Source organism: Shewanella sp. SR43-8, from assembly GCF_014163775.1.
GTDB lineage: Bacteria > Pseudomonadota > Gammaproteobacteria > Enterobacterales > Shewanellaceae > Shewanella > Shewanella vesiculosa.
Genome location: NZ_JACJDX010000010.1, coordinates 230,085 through 250,182, shown reverse-complemented (window position 1 = coordinate 250,182; position 20,098 = coordinate 230,085). Strand labels below are relative to the sequence as shown.

The window sequence follows — 20,098 nt, the reverse complement described above, 5'->3', positions numbered from 1 at the left end:
AAAGTGTTGTTTTAACCGCTACTAAAAGTAACCATTAAACGCAATTTTGTGGAGGCGCGACCCGGAGTCGAACCGAGATAGACGGATTTGCAATCCGTAGCATAGCCATTCTGCCATCGCGCCATCTTTAACCAAATTCAAATCCATCGGATAAGATAAGAAATTGGAGCGACATATCGGGTTCGAACCGATGACCTATACCTTGGCAAGGTATCGCTCTACCAACTGAGCTAATGTCGCGTATTCAATCATTTTTATGCTTCGTTACACCAAAAAGAAAGGTATCATTTTCAACCTATCTAACTGAGCTAACTATTCATAAATCGTGTTGGTTAACATCGCACCCTAGGGTTTGTTGTTGACTCATCACTTGTCTACGGGGTGGCATTCTACCGAATTAACCTCGTGTGTCAATTATTGATTTATGCATTTTTGACTGTTTGCACACTAAATAATCTTATTGAACTATTATTACGCTATTCTGCCGTTAAATCTTTCCAAGCTGCTGAAATGTAACTCATCATCGACCAGAACGTCAGCGCAGCTGCAATATAAAACAACCCATAAGCCACATCAGTTAACCAAGGTGTAGGCTTCCAAATTAATCCAATAATGGCGATCATTTGCGTGGCTGTTTTGTATTTACCGATCCAAGACACCGCAACAACACCGCGTTTACCTATTTCAGCCATCCATTCACGCAAGGCTGAAATAACAATTTCGCGGCCAATCATAAATAATGCAGCTAAGGTTAAATACACATTGTCATTTTGCTGAACCAACAACACTAGTGCTGTCGACACCATCACTTTGTCAGCTACAGGATCTAAAAAAGCCCCAAATCGGGTTAATTGGCCGAGTTTACGAGCAGCGTAGCCGTCTAACCAATCGGTCAAAGCGGCCAGCCAAAAAATAAATGCCGAAACAAATGGTGCCCATGAATATGGTAAATAGAAAACCGCGATGAATACAGGTAACAAAGCAATACGGAATAATGTCAGTGCAATAGGTAAATTAAACGGCATAAAAAGACCAATTTGTCAGAAGCAGCGCCAATCTTGCCTTAATTTTAGCCCCCTCGCAATGCATCATGAATTGTTTGTGCCATTTCTAAGCTAATTCCGGGAACTTTTGTCAATTCTGCCACGCTAGCGCCCTTCACCTCTTGTATTCCACCTAAATGTTGCAACAAAGCTTTACGTCTTTTAGGTCCGACGCCGGCGATAGATTCTAAGGTTGAGGTGTTACGCGTTTTCTGACGTTTATTACGGTGTCCGGTAATCGCAAAGCGATGAGACTCATCACGAATATGCAACATTAAATGAAATGCTGGTGAATCACTCGCAATATCAAAACTTTGCTCACTGCCACCAACTATAAAGGTTTCAAGCCCTGCTTTACGGCCCTCACCTTTGGTCACGCAAATGAGTAACGGTGGATGGTCGATATTGACACACTTCTCATCGACAATCGTTTGCGCCACTCTTAATTGACCAATACCGCCATCAATAAAGACTAGGTCAGGTATTTTGCCATTATTATCAATTTTGTCGAAGCGACGACTGATTGCTTGTTCCATCGCGGCATAATCATCTCCCCCTGTGATGCCGGTAATGTTGTAGCGGCGATAATCGGCTTTATGTGGTCCTTCACGATTAAACACCACACAGGAGGCAACCGTGCTTTCACCCATAGTGTGGCTAATATCAAAACATTCCATTCGCTTAATCGGCTCATTAAGCTCAAGTGCTTCTTCAAGCAATTGGAATCGTTGCTCAACCGTGTTTTTATGCGACAACCTAGTGGCAACAGCATTACTCGCATTGGTCATCGCTAAGCGTAAGAAATTAGCTCTGTCGCCGCGCACTTGGGTTTTTAACTCAAACTTTTTATCCAGTGCATGCTCTATCGATGCTTCCAACTCTTTTATGCCATCAAAGTGATGGCTGAGAATGACTTCTTTAGGAATAGTGCGCTGGATATCCGCGTTTAAATAAAACTGACCTAAAAATGACGACAGCACTTCTTCGATTTCAGTTTCTGCTGGTACAGAAGGATAATAACTACGACTGCCAAAGATTTTACCGTCGCGAATGAACAATAGATGAAAACAGGCAATACCAGAGGCGTAATCGACACCAATGACATCCATATCACCTTTATGATTAGACACTTCTTGCTGCTCTGCTACGCGTCTTAATGCGGTAATTTGGTCACGATACTGAGCCGCTCGTTCGTATTCCATCTCAATTGCAGCAGTTTCCATTTTCGCCACCAGCTGAGATATCACTTGCTTGTCTTTGCCGCGTAAAAATAAACTGGCTAATTTGACCTGCTCACTGTATTCCTCATCACTGACAATCCCCACACAAGGCGCACTGCAACGATCCAGTTGATACTGTAAGCAAGGACGAGAACGCGATTTATAGTACAAATCATCACACTGGCGGATAGGAAACAGTTTTTGCATTAAGTGCAAACTTTCACGCACTGCGCCGCCATTGGGATAAGGACCAAAATAATGGCCTTTTTCACGCTTTGGACCTCGATGATATGCCAATCGAGGATGCTTATGGCCGCTCAATAAAATATACGGATAAGACTTATCATCACGCAGCAACACATTGTATTTAGGCATGTACTGTTTGATGTAATCGTTTTCAAGCAATAACGCATCGGTTTCGCTATGCGTAACGGTTACATCAATATGATCGATATGTGAGACCAAAGCTTGGGTTTTTACATTGGCAATATTAGCTCGAAAATAAGAAGTCAGGCGTTTTTTGAGATCTTTGGCCTTACCAACATAAATAACCTGCTGGCGCTTATCGTACATACGATAAACACCAGGTGCTGAGGTAACATTTTTTAAAAAAGATTTGGCGTTAAAACCACTGGACATGATTAAAGCTACTTAATGCGTTGCGAGGAATACACTATTCCTGACTAAAATGAACCTGTATCAAGCATTTTGTAACGGATAGCTAAACGGGTTAACTCAACGTCACCGCCGATCCCAAGCTTAGCGAATAACCGATAACGATAGCTATTGACGGTTTTCGGGCTTAAATTTAATTTTTCAGAAATGTCATTCACCTTCTCGCCATTAGTAATCATCATCATGATTTGTAATTCACGTTCAGACAAACTGCTAAATGGGTTCTCATCAGAGTGATTAAATTGGCTCAACGCCATTTGCTGAGCAATTTCAGGCGATAAATACCGCTGACCACGGGCTACTTGGGTAATAGCACGCAACACTTCAGGTGATGTTGACCCTTTGGTCAAATAACCAGAAGCTCCCGCCTGCATCACTTTGGTCGGAAATGGGTCTTCAGTTTGCACCGTTAACACGATAATTTTTGCATCAGGTTGATAACGTAAAATTTTACGGGTAGCTTCTAAGCCGCCCATACCCGGCATATTCATGTCCATTAAAATGACATCGGCTTCATTCTGTCGAGACCACTGTACTGCTGTTTCTCCATCTGGCGCTTCACCGATGACTTTAATACCGCGTTCATCTTCCAAAATACGACGGATCCCCGTTCTCACGAGTTCATGGTCGTCAACCAAATATACAGATATCACGTTAACCCACCTATTATTATGCGTAATTCATTTTTGAATTTTAGGGCCATTTTTTATATATAAAACATTTATTTGCAAATATATTATATCAATATTTCGCAGCTAAAAGTTACATTCATTTCATCTCACTTATCTGAATGAATTTAACATCTTTACATTTACTTACACAAGCAAAGTCACCATTGACCGCAAAAGATGCATATAAAACAAACAGCTTTGTTACCTAAGCATTACAATTTAACCTTTATAATCATTCACCTTGAAGCGTCGCAATTATCGTGCGCGCCGCAGCATGATCACGATGCTCGCATAAATATAACCCTTGCCAGAGACCTAGGTTCAATCGTCCGTTGGTAATTGGAATAGACTGACTAGAACCAATCAAGGTCGACTTGATATGAGCAGGCATATCATCTTCACCTTCAAAAGTATGCTCAAAGTATGGCGCACCTTCTGGTACTAGCACATTAAAATATCGCTCCATATCACCACGCACTGTCGGATCGGCATTTTCGTTAATGGCCAGTGATGCCGAAGTATGCTGAATAAACACATGCAATAAGCCAACCTTGATATCTCTTAGCTGTGGTAGCTTCGCAATCACTTCATCGGTGATTAAATGAAATCCACGCCGGTGAGGCTTAAGTGTTATCTCTCGTTGAAACCACATCACATAAATCCTATATCCAGACAACACTCGTAAGCACTAAACACGTATACGACTAATTATTAACAATATATTTTGCCGCACTGTGGTCAATGATACATCAGAATGAGGTAACGTTTAACATAGTAATCCATCTAGTTTTTACTGAGCAGCTTAACAATAAATAGTACCATCAATAGTTGCGACTAAAATACAACTATTGCGTCACACTACAACGATTGGCAGTAATAATAAAAAGTTGTCTGACTATGGAGCAACCCACTCAACACCTTTATTGATAGCCCAGCGTTTTTGGAATATTGATTATCGTTTGTCATCCCAACGATATCGCCATATGGCCACGATATACACCACTGGCCATTAAGCGATTAAGCGATTAACGACCAGCACACAGTTACCCGAATGTCTTAGCAACAAACAAAAAAGCCCCATAATTTAAATGAGGCTTAAGGTCATATTAATTAACTACACAGATACAAGATTACTTTTTTGTGAACCATGATGACCATCACGCTTCCAATTGACATCAAGTAATTCGGAGCCCGACAAGCTAATCAACTCGACATTTGTATTATGCTTTATCGGGCTAACCCTATGCTCTGGGGAATCATCAATTTACATTTAGACTCCATAAAATCACTAGCTAGTACGACCTGTAAGCCTACGGTTTGGGCTGTTGTGATTTCAATATACAAAGCCAAACACTCGCGATTAAAAAAGCAATGCAAATAAGGGCGCGGTAATGACCATGGCAATACCGGTAAAAATCATGGTTAAACTGGCGATAACGCCTTCTTCCCGTCCAATTTGATTCGCTTTAGCCGCTCCAGCGCCATGTGCTGATGCACCTAAAGAAATCCCTCTGGCTAAGCTGCTTTTTATGTTCGCAGCTTTAAAAAGGGGATCGCAAATCAGCATGCCCATAATACCTGTCACTAAAACTAACATCGCGGTTAATTCCGGTATGCCACCAAATGCGCTCGTGGCCTCTATCGCAAACGGAGTTGAAACCGATCTAACAATCAAGCTTTTAGACAGCTCAGACGGCATATGGGTAAATTGAATAATCAACCATGACGATCCCACGCCCAAACATAACCCCACTATCACCCCGATACTGATGGTTAATGGGTAACGCTTAATCAATGCGCGCTCCCGATAAATGGGCACCGCAAACGCGATAGTCGCAGGAGCCAATAACGCGGGTAGCCAATGGGTAAATTGAAAGTAGTCAGCCAGTGGGATTTGAAATATTACTACGGTCAGCAAAATAATCGTCGGTGCCATTATGATCGGAGCAAACCAAACACGTTGCCGGCGTAGATAAAGTCGCTTACTAAAGTAATAGCCTGCCAATGTGAGTAACAAACACAAAAAGCCTAATAATGAACCATTCATGCTACTACCTATTGTATTCAAAATTGAGCGGAGTTTCTTTAAGGTGTAAGCGCTGTGATGTAATGCTGTTTAACCTTTGTTTACGTTCAAACTTAAATAACTTATCAACGATAAATGCCGTGCCTAATAACACGCTAGTGCTGGCCAGTAACATGCATATAATCAGCTCAGCACCATAGCTTTCGAGTATTAATTGATATTTGGTAATCGCCACAACTGGCGGAATAAAAAATAGCAATAAATCACCAATTAACCATGCTGAACCTTGGTTAACGATTTTTTCGGGTACCCAGTGGCATGACAATAAGACTAATAGAATGCCTAAGCCTATAACGCTACCAGGAATAATTGAATCAACAGATTGAGCAGCCCACTGACATAACCAAGCAAATAGGCACAGACCACTCACTTGAATGAATAAGGTTGTTTGGCACTTTAAAAAGGCGCTATGGGTATTTAATGAAGATAACATTTGATTTCACACTGGGTGTTTTTAGTTGATATGAGCAGTTTACTCTTGCTTAATTCATAAAAAAAATGAATATTAATGATTGATTGAATCACTTTTGGTTATGCATATGGATCTTAAAGCACTGCACTATTTCACTGAGGTTGTTAACGCCGGTGGTTTCGCTAAAGCGTGTCATGCGGCATTTGTTACTCAACCCGCTCTCTCAAAGGCAATACGCTTGCTTGAAGAAGAACTTGATATGGTATTACTAGAGCGCGGAAAACGCGGCTCTCAGATCCGCTTAACTGAAGCAGGGCAAGTTGTTTATCGCCATGCGTCTACTTTGTTAGAAGGTCGCCAACTGATGATAACCGAGCTGGATCATTTGCGAAATTTAAGTGGCGGTTTACTTAAATTAGGCTTAGCTCCTTTAGGCAGCGCCGAATTATTTGCTCCAGTAATAGCAAAATTTAGGCAGCTACATCCTAACGTTGAATTGCAGTTACTGGTGCGCGGCGGGATTGAACAAACAGTGGCCTTACATAAAGATGAAATTGAACTTGCAACAGGCATCATTGATTTTGACGATGAATTTGATGGTATTCGCGTCCGTAATGATTCAATGGTGGTCGTATTGCCTTCGGCCCATGTGCTCGCGAGTAAATCAATACTCCAACTCAGTGAGCTTAATCTATTGGCTCAAGTGATGTTTGAACCCGAATATGCCCTATATGAGCTGGTACTTGAAGCGTGTGCAAAGGCGGGATTTAAGCCAACAAATATCACTCGAGTCAGTCATGCTGATTTTGGTATTGCCCTGGTAGCCGCTGGCACAGGAGTCATGATATTGCCAAAAATTATTGCCGAACGATACCGAGTTGGCGCGGTTGTCAATATTCCTTTAGCAAGTGAAGACTTACGCTGGGAATTATCATTGTTTTGGCGGAAGCAAAAACATTTGTCTTTTGCCGCGCAAGCAATGATAGCGCTGATTAAGCAGCACTTGAGTCAATTAGAGAGTGAAACGTAAATATAGTACGTTCAACACTCGAGATAAGAGATGCGATAAGTGAGGCTAAACGGTAGGCACCACACTAAAAAAGCGCCTATTGGCTATCAATAGGCGCTTGAGGACGTAAACACTGATTTAACCGTTACAGGTAAAAAACACCATTATTAATGGCTTGAACCTCAGGTTTAATCGGCAAAAGTCTCGTTCAATACATTGGCGATACCCGCAGTATTGGCATTAAAAATTAAATGCACTAAATTCGGATTTAATACCAATATGGCTTCAATTCCCTGAGCTTGCAAAGCCGTCTTATCTAATTGACTTGCATCTTTCACTTCAAGGCGTAAACGGTTATCCGCAATAGCGCGACATGAACTGACCTCACCTAAAAGTGGTTGAATGGCAAGCGCTTGCTGGCGATCACTAGACGTAATGTTAACGGCATCCGTTTCTGTGCTTGCCACAGGACCAGCAACAACATAACCACCAGAAGCGAGCATTTCATCAATTTCAGTGCGTGACACTTCGGCGATAGTTCCCACAATTGCTTGTACGGCATTGCCTGAAATCAACACACCACTAGCGCCGAGTTGCTTCAATCTCGCCTGATCCACTTTACTGGTATCAACCACATCCATACGTAAACGGGTGATACAAGAATCAACATTGGTTAAATTCTCAGGGCCACCAAAGGCTTCAATAAAGTTACGCGCTCTTTCCGTTCCTTGTGTTGATACAACCTCTAATTCAATATCCATGCGTCCAGGCGTTTTCAAATCGAACTTTAAGATTAAGAATCTAAATACCATGTAATACAGCACAGCATAAATGAGGCCTAAAACAACCAATAACCAGATTTTTTGCGAGTGACCAGAAAGAACAAGGAAATCGATTAAGCCATGCGAAAACGAGGTTCCATGAACCACACCCAACATATTCACTAAAACATAAGCAAAACCAGCCATTAATGCATGCACAACATACAGTAACGGTGCCGCAAATAAGAAAGCAAACTCAATAGGTTCAGTGATCCCGGTTAAGAATGCAGTTAACGCCGCCGAAATCATGATACTGCCGACCATCACTCTATTTTCTGGGCGCGCAGTATGCCAAATCGCCATTGCAGCAGCTGGTAAACCAAACATTTTAAATAAGTAACCGCCGGCTAATTGACCAAAACCATTACCCGCAGCTCGGCTAGCATCGTCTGCTTGCAAATAACATGTCAGTACGCCTGTTGCCGGTTTCCCTAAACTGTCAACACAATTACCCGCTTCGAAGAAGAAAGGCACGTTCCATACATGGTGCAAACCAGCTGGAATTAACGAGCGTTCTACCACACCGTAAATACCAAAGGCTAATGTTGGGTTTTGATATGCCGCCCAATGAGAGAATGCAGCAATAGCATTGCCTATCGGAGGCCAAATAAACGATAAGATAACGCCAGCAAAAATCGCTCCAAAACCGGTAATAATAGGTACACTTCGTTTACCAGAGAAGAAGCCCAGATAAGAAGGCAATTGAATTTTAAAGAAGCGGTTAAATGTCGAAGCCGCAATTGCACCTGCAATCATACCGCCAAACACCCCGACATCTGTGCCTGGTTCAAGTACACCAATGGTTCTAACCATGATGGCGTATCCAACCAATGCCGCCATAGCAGCCACACCATCATTTTTAGCAAAACCTAACGCAATACCTATGGCGAAAAGTAATCCCATGTTGCCAAAGATAGCTTCCCCCGCTTGGACCATTAACACATTGACGATATCGGGTAATACGCTAAAACCTGCGCTCCCAACACCTAGCAGAATACCCGCGACAGGTAATACAGAAACCGGCAACATAACCGATTTACCCACTTTTTGTAACACCGAAAATGCGCCACTCATCATGGCCTTCTTCGGCTTAGCTGTTTTTATTGTTTTAGATGTCATAATACAACCTTAGAAATTTCAATAGATAACCAAGTGATCAACGCTTTTTAGATCTCGCCTTTAACAGCTATTAGCGTATTAGGATCTCGCATTAATGCTCGAACATCTTTGGCATCTGCGCAGCTCATCGCTTTAGCAGCGATAAGCTGACAAGCTTGCTGATTTAGATGACGTACTTGATGTTTCACTTCAGGGATCGAAGGCACACTCACGGACAATTCATCAATGCCTAAACCAACCAATATAGGCACTGCATCTTTTTCGCCAGCCAAGCCACCACAAATACCAGCCCACTTACCTTTGGCGTGCGCGGCTTTAACGGTCATATCGATAAGGCGTAATACTGCTGGGTGTAAGCCATCAGCAATGGCAGCCAACTTAGGGTGACCACGATCAATCGCTAAAGTGTATTGAGTTAAATCGTTGGTACCGATAGAGAAAAAGTCAACATGCTCAGCTAATACATCTGCCATTACAGCAGCTGATGGCACTTCAATCATGATACCAATCTGAATACCACTGATATCAATCGCCAATTTTTCGGCTTCTTCTTTTACCACTTGTTTGGCTAACTTAAGCTCGAACAAAGACGCCACCATAGGGAACATAATGCGTAAGTTACCCGCATCGGCCGCTTTCAATAAGGCTCGTACTTGTTGGCGTAAGACTGCCGGTTTATCTAAACCAACCCGGATCCCTCGCTCTCCAAGGAATGGGTTATCCTCTTTAGGCAAAGGTAAATACGCTAAGGGCTTATCACCGCCGACATCTAACGTGCGCACCACCAGTGGTCGCTGGCCTAAGGTCTGCAGTACCGCACGATAGACTTGCTCCTGTTCATCTTCTGAAGGAGCAACAGATTGATCTTGATATAGAAACTCTGAGCGTAATAAGCCAACGGCTTCACCACCCATGTCGACTAATTTCTGGGCATCGCTGACTTTGGCGATATTACCGGCGATTTCAAACCGTACTCCATCCAAGGTCACGGCTGTTTCATCTTTTTGCGCAAAAGCTAAGGCTTTTTGTTCTTCCGCAGCATCTTTAATGACGTTCAATTCAGTCATTTCAGCTTCGGTTGGCGACAATAATAGGTAGCCTTTAGCGGTGTCGAGTAATACCTCGGTACCGTGCAAGGACATGATCTTAGCTTCAACGCCAGCCATAGCAGCAATGCCCATTGCTCTTGCCAAAATAGCACTGTGGCTCGATGCCCCACCTAATGTGGTGCAGATGCCTTTAACAAATGCAGGATTAAGTTTTGCGGTATCAGAAGGGGTTAAATCTTTAGCGACTAGAATAGTATTTTCAGGGAGATCAGTAGGAATCGTGTCTTGAGATAATCCCGCCATAATCCGTGAGACACGGTTGCCGACGTCCATAAGATCCGTTGCACGTCCAGCCAACAAGGGATTATCCATCCCAGCAAGTTTATCGGCTTGGCGGCAGATGCTCTTACTCCAAGCATACGGGGCTGACTTGCCTTGTTGTAACTCAATAATACAATCGTCGTACAAATCTGGATCTGACATTAGCTCTTGATGAGCGACAAAAATATCGGCTTTTTGCCCCATATTTTTACGTTGTAATTCTTCAACTAACTCAGCCAAAGTGGCATCGGCTATTTTCATCGCATCGTCAAGAATGTTTTGCTCAACCTGTGCATCATCAGCAAAAGTGTCAAATTTAGGCACCTCAGCGTTAATCACATATAAACGCCCTCTCACTTGACCTGGTGATGCCTCTACCCCAATTAACTGACGGGGATCTTGGCTTGTTTGCAGTAGCAGTGACGGCTCGGAAAAAGGATCAAAATCACTTTTAACCTTGTTAGTCACCTGTGATGCATCTGCGCCCTCTTCACCTAAACCTGAGCTTATCGCCTCAGCTAATGCCGCGATTGCCGCTTGTTGATCTTTGCCTTTAGCGAGAATAACAATCTGCTCCCCAAAAGCGATGTCTAACCCCATCAGACCAACCACACTGCGGGCATTGACTTGCTTGCCTGCTTTTTCAATCATCACGTCACATTCAAATGACTTAATCGCGGTAACGATGGCGGCAGCGGGACGAGCGTGAATACCGGTTGGATTAATGACAACGATAGGGTCTGAGCTTATCATGTCATCTGACTTTGTTACCGCTTCCCCTGCCGCAGCTAACTCAGCACTAAACAACAAATCTCCGGCGTTAACACATTTTTCCATGGTCGGAGTTAAGTTAATAATTCTTGTCATATCGGTAAGCAGTACCACTGTACGCAAACTTTTGACGCTACAACCTACTTTATCTAAATCTAACTCAATGAGTGGCGTTTTGGCTTTGACAACATCCCCCACCTTAACCAAAGCCTTAAAACCTTCGCCTTTCAATTTAACGGTGTCGACACCTATATGAACCAGAATCTCAATGCCTGTGGCAGTTAATAAGGTCACGGCATGCTTTGAAGGGTGTATTTGACTAATAGTGGCATCACATGGCGCGTGAAGTATGTTTTCAATGGGGTCTATCGCTAGACCATCGCCGACCATCTTTTGTGAAAATGCGGCATCAGGAACCTGACTCAGTGGACAGCAAACTCCTGTGAAAGGGGCGAGCAACTGAATAGTGGTTGAAGTTTTTTTGTTCATTGGAACTCCGAATTAAACACTTAACTGCATAATATTAGTGTATTTTTTATTTATTGCAGTGGAATAGGTAAAGTAAAAAAGCGGCTGCTTACATTTTTACTCACTATTCCAATATCAATCAGACTATTAGTACAACTTAATGTACTTATTAAGGAGACCAACGATTACCACTCCTTAATTTGTAGGAATAACTACACTATTTGGTTGAAACCTCGAATAGTCGAGGTGACTACGTGAGTGATCAGACATCAATTTAACAAAGCTAAGATGTGATGTCACAATCAGATCTCCAAGATATGATGTCGGTAACAAAATTACCTAATTGTTACCAACATCCTAAATAGTTCAAACCATCGATAAAGGTTAAAAACCATCCTTTTATGTGGATTTCACTCACTCATTTTTCATAAAATCGAAAAACTTAATATAACGGCAATCTCTTTATTAGCACTCAATTAAGTGACTCTGACAATAACTTGCCATTTGAACCTTACTTAAAATGCGATATCACCTTTAAGTGTCACCACCCAAGTATCGTCATTTTCACTGATAGCACCTGGATTAATGATGTATTGAATTTCAGGACGAATAGCAGCATATTTAGTGACTTGAAATTTATAATAGCTTGCAACTACCGTCTCAGTGTCTTTGACAGGCATATTAAGCACATGATTATTATTGTAAAAATGTGCACTATCGGCAAAACTATCGTTTACATGTAAATAGGTTGCGGCTAAGCCCCACTTATCATTTGCACGTGCTGCAAATGGACCTTGATAATTAACACCTAATGCCAAAGAGTGATCAACAGTAGTGATATCTTGGTCGTTTAACGTCCCCATAAAGAACACACTAAGACCACGATCAAAATCACCACCAACAGAAGTCACTTGTTGCTCAGCAACAAAATAAGCCCCATCTTTACTGTCATGTTGGCGTGCTTTACCGCCATCAATAATCAAGGGGTTACCCTCTTCATTGTAGTAAAGGTCTTCCCCGCCAACGGTATCATGCCAATAACCGAGTTTATAAGTACCCGGTAAGCCATTGATCTTCGGCATCCAAGCAAGTTCAACAGGAATCGTCATCCCCAAAGTGCCGTGAGGACTGCCTAAATTAAGATTTTGGCTGTTTTTAAGCCAGCTTGGGTTCATCTGGTAAATACCTGTTTTGACATACCACTCTGGCGCGAGCTGATATTTAACAACACCAGCCCATTGACTGATAGGCCAGTTGTATATAGTTGAATTAAAGTTACCAACTTGCGAACCACAGAATCCAAGATAGGCAAATTCACACTGAAAATCGCCAAACTCAGCGCCCACATTCATTCGGCCTAATTTGATATTGAGGTCACCGCTAAGCAAATGTTGCTCATAGTAAAATTCTGAAATACGGGTAACTCGGCCACGACCAAACACTTCTATTGACTGCATTAATTGGCCAATTTCGGCTTTATCATTAATGTTTTGGCTCTGCCCACCTCGATTAGTTAACGCAACGTGGAAGTTGGCACCGGACAGTTCAAGTAATTTTTCGAGGTCGAAATTAGCACCAAGGACAGTTTGGTCGGCATAGCTAGTCGCATGACGTTGTCCACCGTTTAGGTTGCCACCTGTTTCAAAGGTATAACCTAAGCTAACGTCAACACCAGCATTATGCATCTGGCTGCGAATACCACCAATATCACCAAACAGGTAGTTATCAGCAGAGAAATTATCGGCTTGCACTGGACTACTGCAAATAAGTAACAGCACTGAGGCTGTCGTAAGAGTGTTGATACTTTTCATTGAATACTTCTTATAGTCAATTGGAAAAGGCAATGCATCGTTATAAGATAAATGCACTATGGAATGTTACTTAAAAGATTTTTTTGTATCAAAAATAGTAATTACAGAACAATAATACAGTAATAAATTTACACGCTAATGCGGAAAATGTTGATTTTGAGCGTTTGATCTCAAGTTGGTAAATGTCATTATGATTGCTGAACACCTTGTATTTAGTTGGCTTTTAGATTGCATAGTGATTAAGAGAAGCAGGCTCAACACCCACTGTAGAAAGGACTATCGACAACCGTCAGCGCTTTTAAGTATCAATACTTAGTTAGATTTACATTGAATAAGCACACCGACTTAGCGTTGAAATAGATGTATATTTCAAACTGAACTCCATCAGTCTGTTTAGTATTCGTACTGACCTAACGCCATTGACGACTAAGTGGGTGAGCAATCTCGATAGCGGATCCTTGGTACTTGTGGATTCAAAGTCACGCTTTAGCTGAATATGTCATATTGCGGTACAGCCCAAACTAGAATTGATATCGTCAATATCGATAAGAGTTACTCATGTCTGAGTCTGATAACCGTTCCCTGGTTGAGCTGTTAATATTTAATGTTTTAGAGGCTAGCGTATTTTTCATTACCACAAACTGAAGTGCGATGTTCAGTTCTTGATATAAACCCGCTGCTATGGTTTCTTTTTCAACACATAATTAGCAGCAAGCTGACTAGTAATTCTATTGCCTTGAGTGTCCAATCTGATCAGCTGATTTTCACCAACTAGATATTGTGTGCCATCTGGCAAGATGATTTTTTGGCCATGCTCGCCCCATGTCACTTTGCCAATCAGTTTGAAAATTTTCTCGTCTTTGCCCAAATAAACAGTTTCCTCAACAAAGCTATTATCAGCTTTAAGTGTCATTAGGGTTTGTATACCTTCACAACTTGCGCAAGGCAACACACCTTCATAGCTACCTGCCCAATCGAGCGAATGTTGACTGCTGTCACCCACAGGCACAGGATTGGCAACATCTGTTTGAACTTGGCTCGTACTAGCTGCAATGTCTTCTTTCGGGGCTTCAGAGCAAGCCGCGGTGAGTAAAACCAAAACGGCGATACAAGATATTGATTTGTTCATAATTTATCCAAGACAATTTGGGCATAGTAACGCCTTATGTTCATTCATCATACCTGCCAAAAACGAGCTAGTCTAAGTTTGGCTATTTTTATTTTATAACAGCAACTTAAGTTGTATTTTTGTGATATTTAAGTAGTGAAAAGGTTGGTAATTCATGCCAAAGCTGTAATTAATGATGAAAATAATATCTCTTTAAAATTCGTTACTTTCAACATCAAATCTATACTCAAAATCAACCATGAAACCCACTTATTGAGTCAATAACATAATGATTTAGCGATGAGGTTGCGATAGATCTTGTGCTATTCCAGATGTCGATTATCACTCCACCTGTACACATATTGAGTCAGAAATATGAAGTTTGTCACTTAGCAGCTGAGACAAACCCTGCCTTTAAATAGTCAGCATGATTAAATTGAAATAACCTAAAAACCGGGGCTAATCATTATCGACCACAGCACGCCCGATGGCGATATCGCGCGGTTTGGTCAGTAGGAAGATGTTATATCCGCAGAAAACTAAGAGTCAGTCAATTAACGACCAATGCCATGCGGTTTAATAGGTGTTATTTGTGACTCAACATCTTGTTATCAAAAGCGGGCACATATGTCTCAGTTTTCCATTTTTGGCCTGAGAATATGATTGTTCAAATGCTATAAAGAAAAAGCCATTGATTATCAATGACTTTTTAATTTTAAAATGCGACCAAGGGATAGTAATTTGCACCTAAGGCCCTCGTATTAAATGTAAATTAGTGTTGTATTTTCACATACTAATAAAAGTTAATTGCCAATAGACACGCAATGGCTAACTGAGATTGCCTATATTTTCACATTGAAATTATTTAAATGTGTCACGTAAACACACCAGCCAAAGCCCTGATGAAGAAGTAATAATGTTATTTATCATTACGACCATAATGAGTTTGCAAATTTTGCTCATGTTCAAGACTAAAAGGCACTGAGGGGTCGAAGGTGGGTGCATCTTTCACTTGCTGCTGCGTCATATCTACATAAATTTTAGAGGTAGGCCAACTCACCTCTTTAATCCACTTGGGCGCAACCAAAACTAGATGACCCAACCACCAATTACTGGTGTTAATAATCAAATAACGAATAGCCCAAGTGTCGGTATCTATCAACATACCTTGTAAGTGACCCAATTCACCGTCTATCGCATCAAGGTGATAATCCGTCACGGCCTCACTACTGCGCAGATGATGATCATCATCCCGTGATAATGCAGCATCGACGTCTGCGGACATTTCTGAGTTATCTATGTTATCTGGTTTTGGCGCGACACTATAATAACCAGGAGACATCATATTAGGACTGGGCTCACTTCCCCAAATACCTGTGTTCCCCCAGTAATGTTGGTAACCATAATATTCCATATGATCGACCTCATGCTGCCTAGAGACGGGTTTTTCGCTATCGATGTCAGGGCTATTTTTTACCTGCTCTCTTGAGATTGTGACAGTAAGCGTCTTCTGCTGCTGATTAAACTCTTTGATTGATATGGGTGAAAGCAATATTTTTTTGCTTGATAACCAAGATCCCGTTTCCACCACCAAGTATCGGATGACCCAATGCTTGTCATCAAAATAAAAATCTTTAGTTAATCCAATATCGCCATCAGAGGCGTGAATAGCTAAACTTTTTAAATCATTCAGTGTATATAACATGATGTATTTGCTCCAGATTAAAGATAGCAAACAATAAGTCATTGCTTTGCTAATAGAGTGAATAACTATCAGCTTGCACCAAATTTCCTATTCAATCTGTTCGGTGTCGCACTGAAGAAGCACGAATACTAGCCTAATCTAAATCTATCTATACATTTTTAAGGTGAACTAGCATGACTGACATAGAAAAATTAGAGTTAGCGGCCCATCGCAGCGATATCATCGATGACGTCAACAATTTGATTGAGAAATATCGCGCTATTTTTGGATGGGATGTGCCCGATATCGATGAAGACTTGGCAAACAGATTAATTTTGAATGAAGTTCGTCAGGCACTTGATGATATTCAAAATAAATAAATGGCAAATATCAGCCAAAGCACCTCAACATGTGAGTTATAAGTAGATGAAAAAGTCAGGTGCTAAGTGCACCTTGCATCAGACTGCACCTAAACTTAAAGCACATAAACTTAACTAACTCCGGCGGTGAGGCCGACTGTCTAGCCGCTATAAAATGGCTCTTGCCATCACTTTGCTGCTCAGCCTTTTTATGCCATTCATCTTCACAAAATAGCAGCCTTAGTCGCTGACTTTCTGCCTCAAAGTAATCGCTGTAGGCTGTTGTTTAGTCTCTTTCCTATGAGCGAAACGCAGCTTTGCAAAGACCTTTTTTACTATCTGCCCTCACTAAATTTCCTGTCGATATCCATAAATACCACCCAAGATGCAATAGCTTTTACACGGAAAATAATGGCTCCACTGCCTGCAGTGATAGCTAATGACGCTAATGACGCTGAGCAATGCACTTTACCCTACTCGATTCAACAAACTCTGTTATATTGATAATGAGATTACTTAAGCATTATGCAATCTTGAATAAAAGCAATAACATAGGAAATTTCATAGCTAGTGGTGAATGATTCACTTTAATATAAAAAGGTTATCAATGATTGACCCAAATGAGAACGCATTACTTAAAGCATTACCTGAAGAGACAAAAAAGCGCTTATTTCCGCAGTTAAAGATAATAAAACTGCCCTTAGGTAAAGTTATTTATGAAGCTGGTCAAAACCTTGAAAATGTCTATTTCCCCATCGATAGTATTGTCTCTTTACTGAACGTTCTCGAAGACGGGGCATCGGCAGATATATCTGTTGTCGGCAATGAAGGTTTAGTGGGCATTGCGGTGTTTATGGGGGGAGGCAGCACCATAAATCGCGCCATAGTACAAAGCGCAGGTCGAGCCTATAAATTGTCCGCATCAGTATTGTTCGATGAATTTAACGATAATCAAAACCTTCGCGAATTGTTATTACGTTACACCCAAGCACTGATGGCCCAAATGGCACAGACGGCAATATGTAATAGACACCATTCTATCGATCAGCAACTTTGTCGTTGGCTGCTGCTATCACTTGATAGACTGGCTAGCAACAATCTCACTATGACCCAAGAGTTGATCGCCAACATGTTAGGCGTCAGACGAGAAGGCGTAACTGAAGCCGCCGGTAAACTGCAAAAACTTGGGGTAATCAACTATAAGCGCGGCCAAATTACCGTGACCAACAGACAAAAACTCGAAACCCTGTGCTGCGAATGTTATGCCGTGGTAAAAACTGAAACCGATAGACTAGAAACTTATTAACTAAAATATCTATGCTAAGTTTCACTCATTGACGTCTTGACAGATAAGCGACTATCTTGTGATTTAACATAAATCACCCTAGCCTTATAGAATATCGTCATGCCGTTTCGATATCCGCCAAGCAAGGTTAATCGGCTTCACAACTAGACGCTTAAGATGAAATGAAATGAATTGATTTCATTTCATTTCATTCAAACCCAGTGTTGTGAAGCCATGATATTTTGAAACCATAGCATTATGAAATCATAGCATTGTGAAACCATAGCCACCTACCCCATTGATTTACTTGAGTCCTCAATAGTGATGTCGCTATCTTAGGTGACTATGCGCGTTCGCCATGTTATGCCGTTGCCTTATAGGGTATTGCTTGTGAAATATTAATATTTTCATTTTGCTAACCCTTAGATGTGCAACCGTTACACAGGTGCTGCCATCGAAATGGTGCGAACCAACTTCTTATTAACGAACTGCTGAATGCCCATTTCGCCGAGTTCGCGGCCATAACCGGAATCTTTGACGCCGCCGAACGGCAGCGCGGCATCGGTCCAATCAATATTGTTGATGAACATCATGCCGGTATCAATCTGACTGGCGACGCGTTTGCCACGAGCTGCATCTTCGGTAAACACCGACCCACCAAGTCCGAAGTCTGAGTCGTTGGCAAGCGCGATGGCCGCAGCTTCGTCCTTGACCCGAAAAATTAACGCGACTGGGCCGAAGAACTCAGTGCGATAAGCAGGATTGCCTGGCGCAATGTTGGTCAGTATCGTGGTCTGCATGAACGATCCCGGGCAATCGATACGCTTGCCGCCCATTAACACCTTAGCCCCATGGGCTACAGCATCATCGACCTGCTTCAAAATATTAACCAGAGCGGCTTCTTGCGACATCGGCCCCTTGGTGGTTTTTTCGTCCATCGGATCGCCAGGTTGCTGAAGTTCAAGCGCGGTTTGAAACTTGTCGATGAATTTATCAGCAATCGAATCGAGCACAATAAAGCGTTTCGCAGCACAGCAGGTTTGTCCCTGGTTGTACATACGCCCCCACACAGCCCATGGAATAGTGTTGTCGAGATCTGCGTCATCAAGCACGATAAACGCATCACTGCCACCGAGCTCCATCGACGAGGGTTTGAGGTTTTGCCCTGCTCGGGCGGCAACGCTTCTGCCAGCGGCAAAACCACCCGTCAGTGCCACGCCCTTGACGCGCGGGTCGTCGATAACCTGGTTAGACTGCTGGTGCGAAACCAGCAGGTTGGTGTACAGGCCTTCTGGGGCGCCCGCATCAATCAGCAACTGCTCAAAGGCAATTGCACACTGGGGCACATTGCTGGCATGTTTCACCACCAAAACATTGCCCGCCATCAGTTGCGGGCCAGCGACACGAGCAAGTTGATAAAAAGGAAAGTTCCACGGCTCGACGCAGAAGATCACGCCTATCGGGCTGCTTTCCATATGGGCTTCACCATGTTCCGGGTCAAGTTTCTCTGGAGCTAAAAACGCTTCCGCGTGCTCTGCATAATAGCTGAGGATTTTGCCACTGAAATTCACTTCGCCACGGGCTTCATCAATTCGCTTCCCCATCTCCAGTGTTGCCAGTTTGGCATAGTCATCAGTATGCGCATGCAGAAGTTCAGCAGCCTTGGTCATAATAGCGGCGCGTTGCTTATAGCTGGTGTTTTTCCATGTTTGGTAACAGGCGTGCGCAGCGGCAAGCTTGATCTCAAGCTGTTCATCACTGATTTCATCAAAGGTCTTCAAGATTGTTCCGTTATTAGGATTAATGCTTTTGTAGGTCATAGTAAAATCCTGTTTTAATTTGGTCTTATGGGCGCCGCAAGTTTCTACTGAATTTGTGCGGCCTCGGCGATGACTTTTGGCGTTAACGTTCTTGTGACGTCGCCAGAGTGGGATAGTCGGTGTAGCCCTTGGCGCCAGGTACGTAAAAAGTCGCTTCGTCTGGCGTGTTGAGCTCGGCACCTTGGCGCATCCGAGCGACGAGATCAGGGTTAGCCAAAAACGGGCGGCCAAAGGCGACCAGATCGCCATGTTTATCGCGTAACGCCTGTTCAGCACTTTGATGATCGAACCCTCCTGAGAGGATAAACAAGCCATCGAAACCAGCGCGCAGCTTGAGCTTGAAGTCGGCAGGTACAGTTGGCGCCC

At 42.5% G+C, this 20,098-nt stretch carries 15 protein-coding genes, 2 tRNA genes and 1 pseudogene; 3 read left to right on the top strand and 15 right to left on the bottom strand.

Going from position 1 to position 20,098, the window contains the following annotated elements; genetic code table 11:
- Positions 1-49: 49 nt before the first annotated feature.
- The 8 genes from H5114_RS14825 to H5114_RS14790 form a co-directional block, all read right to left on the bottom strand.
- Positions 50-123, bottom strand: a tRNA-Cys gene (locus tag H5114_RS14825).
- Positions 124-164: 41 nt separating this feature from the next.
- Positions 165-240, bottom strand: a tRNA-Gly gene (locus H5114_RS14820).
- Between the two features lie 236 nt (positions 241-476).
- Entirely contained in the window at positions 477-1,025 is a 549-nt protein-coding gene (gene pgsA / locus H5114_RS14815) for a CDP-diacylglycerol--glycerol-3-phosphate 3-phosphatidyltransferase (RefSeq protein WP_124016366.1), read from the bottom strand.
- A gap of 44 nt (positions 1,026-1,069) precedes the next feature.
- Positions 1,070-2,902 carry an excinuclease ABC subunit UvrC gene (uvrC, locus tag H5114_RS14810; RefSeq protein WP_124016365.1) on the bottom strand — a complete coding sequence of 611 codons (1,833 nt, stop codon included), beginning with the start codon at positions 2,900-2,902 and terminating at the stop codon, positions 1,070-1,072.
- Positions 2,903-2,946: 44 nt separating this feature from the next.
- The gene (uvrY, locus tag H5114_RS14805; protein ID WP_011638098.1) at positions 2,947-3,591 is read right to left on the bottom strand and encodes a UvrY/SirA/GacA family response regulator transcription factor; all 645 of its coding nucleotides are present in this window, start codon (positions 3,589-3,591) and stop codon (positions 2,947-2,949) included.
- 250 nt (positions 3,592-3,841) lie between these two features.
- Entirely contained in the window at positions 3,842-4,261 is a 420-nt protein-coding gene (locus H5114_RS14800) for a secondary thiamine-phosphate synthase enzyme YjbQ (RefSeq protein ID WP_182723323.1), read from the bottom strand.
- 708 nt (positions 4,262-4,969) lie between these two features.
- Positions 4,970-5,656 carry an LrgB family protein gene (locus tag H5114_RS14795; RefSeq protein WP_124016355.1) on the bottom strand — a complete coding sequence of 229 codons (687 nt, stop codon included), beginning with the start codon at positions 5,654-5,656 and terminating at the stop codon, positions 4,970-4,972.
- 4 nt (positions 5,657-5,660) lie between these two features.
- Complete coding sequence (locus tag H5114_RS14790) at positions 5,661-6,128, bottom strand: CidA/LrgA family protein (protein WP_182723322.1); 468 nt, start codon at positions 6,126-6,128, stop codon at positions 5,661-5,663.
- Between the two features lie 106 nt (positions 6,129-6,234).
- Here H5114_RS14790 and H5114_RS14785 point away from each other — a divergent pair, with 106 nt between their 5' ends.
- Positions 6,235-7,137 carry a LysR family transcriptional regulator gene (locus tag H5114_RS14785; protein ID WP_124016353.1) on the top strand — a complete coding sequence of 301 codons (903 nt, stop codon included), beginning with the start codon at positions 6,235-6,237 and terminating at the stop codon, positions 7,135-7,137.
- 167 nt (positions 7,138-7,304) lie between these two features.
- On the opposite strand, the gene ptsG is transcribed toward H5114_RS14785, so the two are convergent.
- From ptsG to H5114_RS14760, 5 genes are all read right to left on the bottom strand, one after another.
- A complete protein-coding gene (gene ptsG, locus H5114_RS14780; RefSeq protein ID WP_182723321.1) occupies positions 7,305-9,056 on the bottom strand; it encodes a PTS glucose transporter subunit IIBC in 1,752 nt (583 codons plus the stop codon).
- A 47-nt stretch (positions 9,057-9,103) separates the two neighbouring features.
- Entirely contained in the window at positions 9,104-11,686 is a 2,583-nt protein-coding gene (gene ptsP / locus H5114_RS14775) for a phosphoenolpyruvate--protein phosphotransferase (protein ID WP_220487537.1), read from the bottom strand.
- A gap of 494 nt (positions 11,687-12,180) precedes the next feature.
- Entirely contained in the window at positions 12,181-13,476 is a 1,296-nt protein-coding gene (locus H5114_RS14770) for a carbohydrate porin (RefSeq protein WP_182723320.1), read from the bottom strand.
- 679 nt (positions 13,477-14,155) lie between these two features.
- Complete coding sequence (locus H5114_RS14765) at positions 14,156-14,605, bottom strand: copper resistance protein NlpE (RefSeq protein WP_182723319.1); 450 nt, start codon at positions 14,603-14,605, stop codon at positions 14,156-14,158.
- A gap of 898 nt (positions 14,606-15,503) precedes the next feature.
- On the bottom strand, positions 15,504-16,289 hold the full coding sequence (locus tag H5114_RS14760; protein ID WP_124016349.1) for a PRC-barrel domain-containing protein: 786 nt from the start codon (positions 16,287-16,289) through the stop codon (positions 15,504-15,506).
- A gap of 173 nt (positions 16,290-16,462) precedes the next feature.
- Between H5114_RS14760 and H5114_RS14755 the strand changes: the two genes are divergently transcribed.
- Positions 16,463-16,648: a hypothetical protein gene (locus H5114_RS14755; protein ID WP_124016348.1), complete on the top strand. Its 186-nt coding sequence runs from the start codon at positions 16,463-16,465 to the stop codon at positions 16,646-16,648.
- A 586-nt stretch (positions 16,649-17,234) separates the two neighbouring features.
- Complete coding sequence (locus H5114_RS14750) at positions 17,235-17,933, top strand: Crp/Fnr family transcriptional regulator (protein WP_182723318.1); 699 nt, start codon at positions 17,235-17,237, stop codon at positions 17,931-17,933.
- 416 nt (positions 17,934-18,349) lie between these two features.
- Here H5114_RS14750 and H5114_RS20740 read toward each other — a convergent pair.
- A pseudogene (locus H5114_RS20740) lies at positions 18,350-19,717 on the bottom strand (NAD-dependent succinate-semialdehyde dehydrogenase); the annotation flags it as partial.
- Positions 19,718-19,814: 97 nt separating this feature from the next.
- Positions 19,815-20,042 (bottom strand): hypothetical protein, encoded by a 228-nt coding sequence (locus tag H5114_RS20735; protein WP_404948356.1) that lies wholly within the window; start codon positions 20,040-20,042, stop codon positions 19,815-19,817.
- Positions 20,043-20,098 lie beyond the last annotated feature (56 nt).

Excerpts from the sequence above, each read along its gene's own strand:
- H5114_RS14750 (WP_182723318.1), top strand. The coding sequence starts at position 17,235 with ATGATTGACCCAAATGAGAACGCATTACTTAAAGCATTACCTGAAGAG.
- H5114_RS14755 (WP_124016348.1), top strand. The coding sequence starts at position 16,463 with ATGACTGACATAGAAAAATTAGAGTTAGCGGCCCATCGCAGCGATATC.
- H5114_RS14800 (WP_182723323.1), bottom strand. The coding sequence starts at position 4,261 with ATGTGGTTTCAACGAGAGATAACACTTAAGCCTCACCGGCGTGGATTT.
- ptsP (WP_220487537.1), bottom strand. The coding sequence starts at position 11,686 with ATGAACAAAAAAACTTCAACCACTATTCAGTTGCTCGCCCCTTTCACA.
- H5114_RS14795 (WP_124016355.1), bottom strand. The coding sequence starts at position 5,656 with ATGAATGGTTCATTATTAGGCTTTTTGTGTTTGTTACTCACATTGGCA.
- uvrC (WP_124016365.1), bottom strand. The coding sequence starts at position 2,902 with ATGTCCAGTGGTTTTAACGCCAAATCTTTTTTAAAAAATGTTACCTCA.
- H5114_RS14770 (WP_182723320.1), bottom strand. The coding sequence starts at position 13,476 with ATGAAAAGTATCAACACTCTTACGACAGCCTCAGTGCTGTTACTTATT.
- H5114_RS14765 (WP_182723319.1), bottom strand. The coding sequence starts at position 14,605 with ATGAACAAATCAATATCTTGTATCGCCGTTTTGGTTTTACTCACCGCG.
- pgsA (WP_124016366.1), bottom strand. The coding sequence starts at position 1,025 with ATGCCGTTTAATTTACCTATTGCACTGACATTATTCCGTATTGCTTTG.
- H5114_RS14760 (WP_124016349.1), bottom strand. The coding sequence starts at position 16,289 with ATGTTATATACACTGAATGATTTAAAAAGTTTAGCTATTCACGCCTCT.
- H5114_RS14785 (WP_124016353.1), top strand. The coding sequence starts at position 6,235 with ATGGATCTTAAAGCACTGCACTATTTCACTGAGGTTGTTAACGCCGGT.
- ptsG (WP_182723321.1), bottom strand. The coding sequence starts at position 9,056 with ATGACATCTAAAACAATAAAAACAGCTAAGCCGAAGAAGGCCATGATG.
- H5114_RS14790 (WP_182723322.1), bottom strand. The coding sequence starts at position 6,128 with ATGTTATCTTCATTAAATACCCATAGCGCCTTTTTAAAGTGCCAAACA.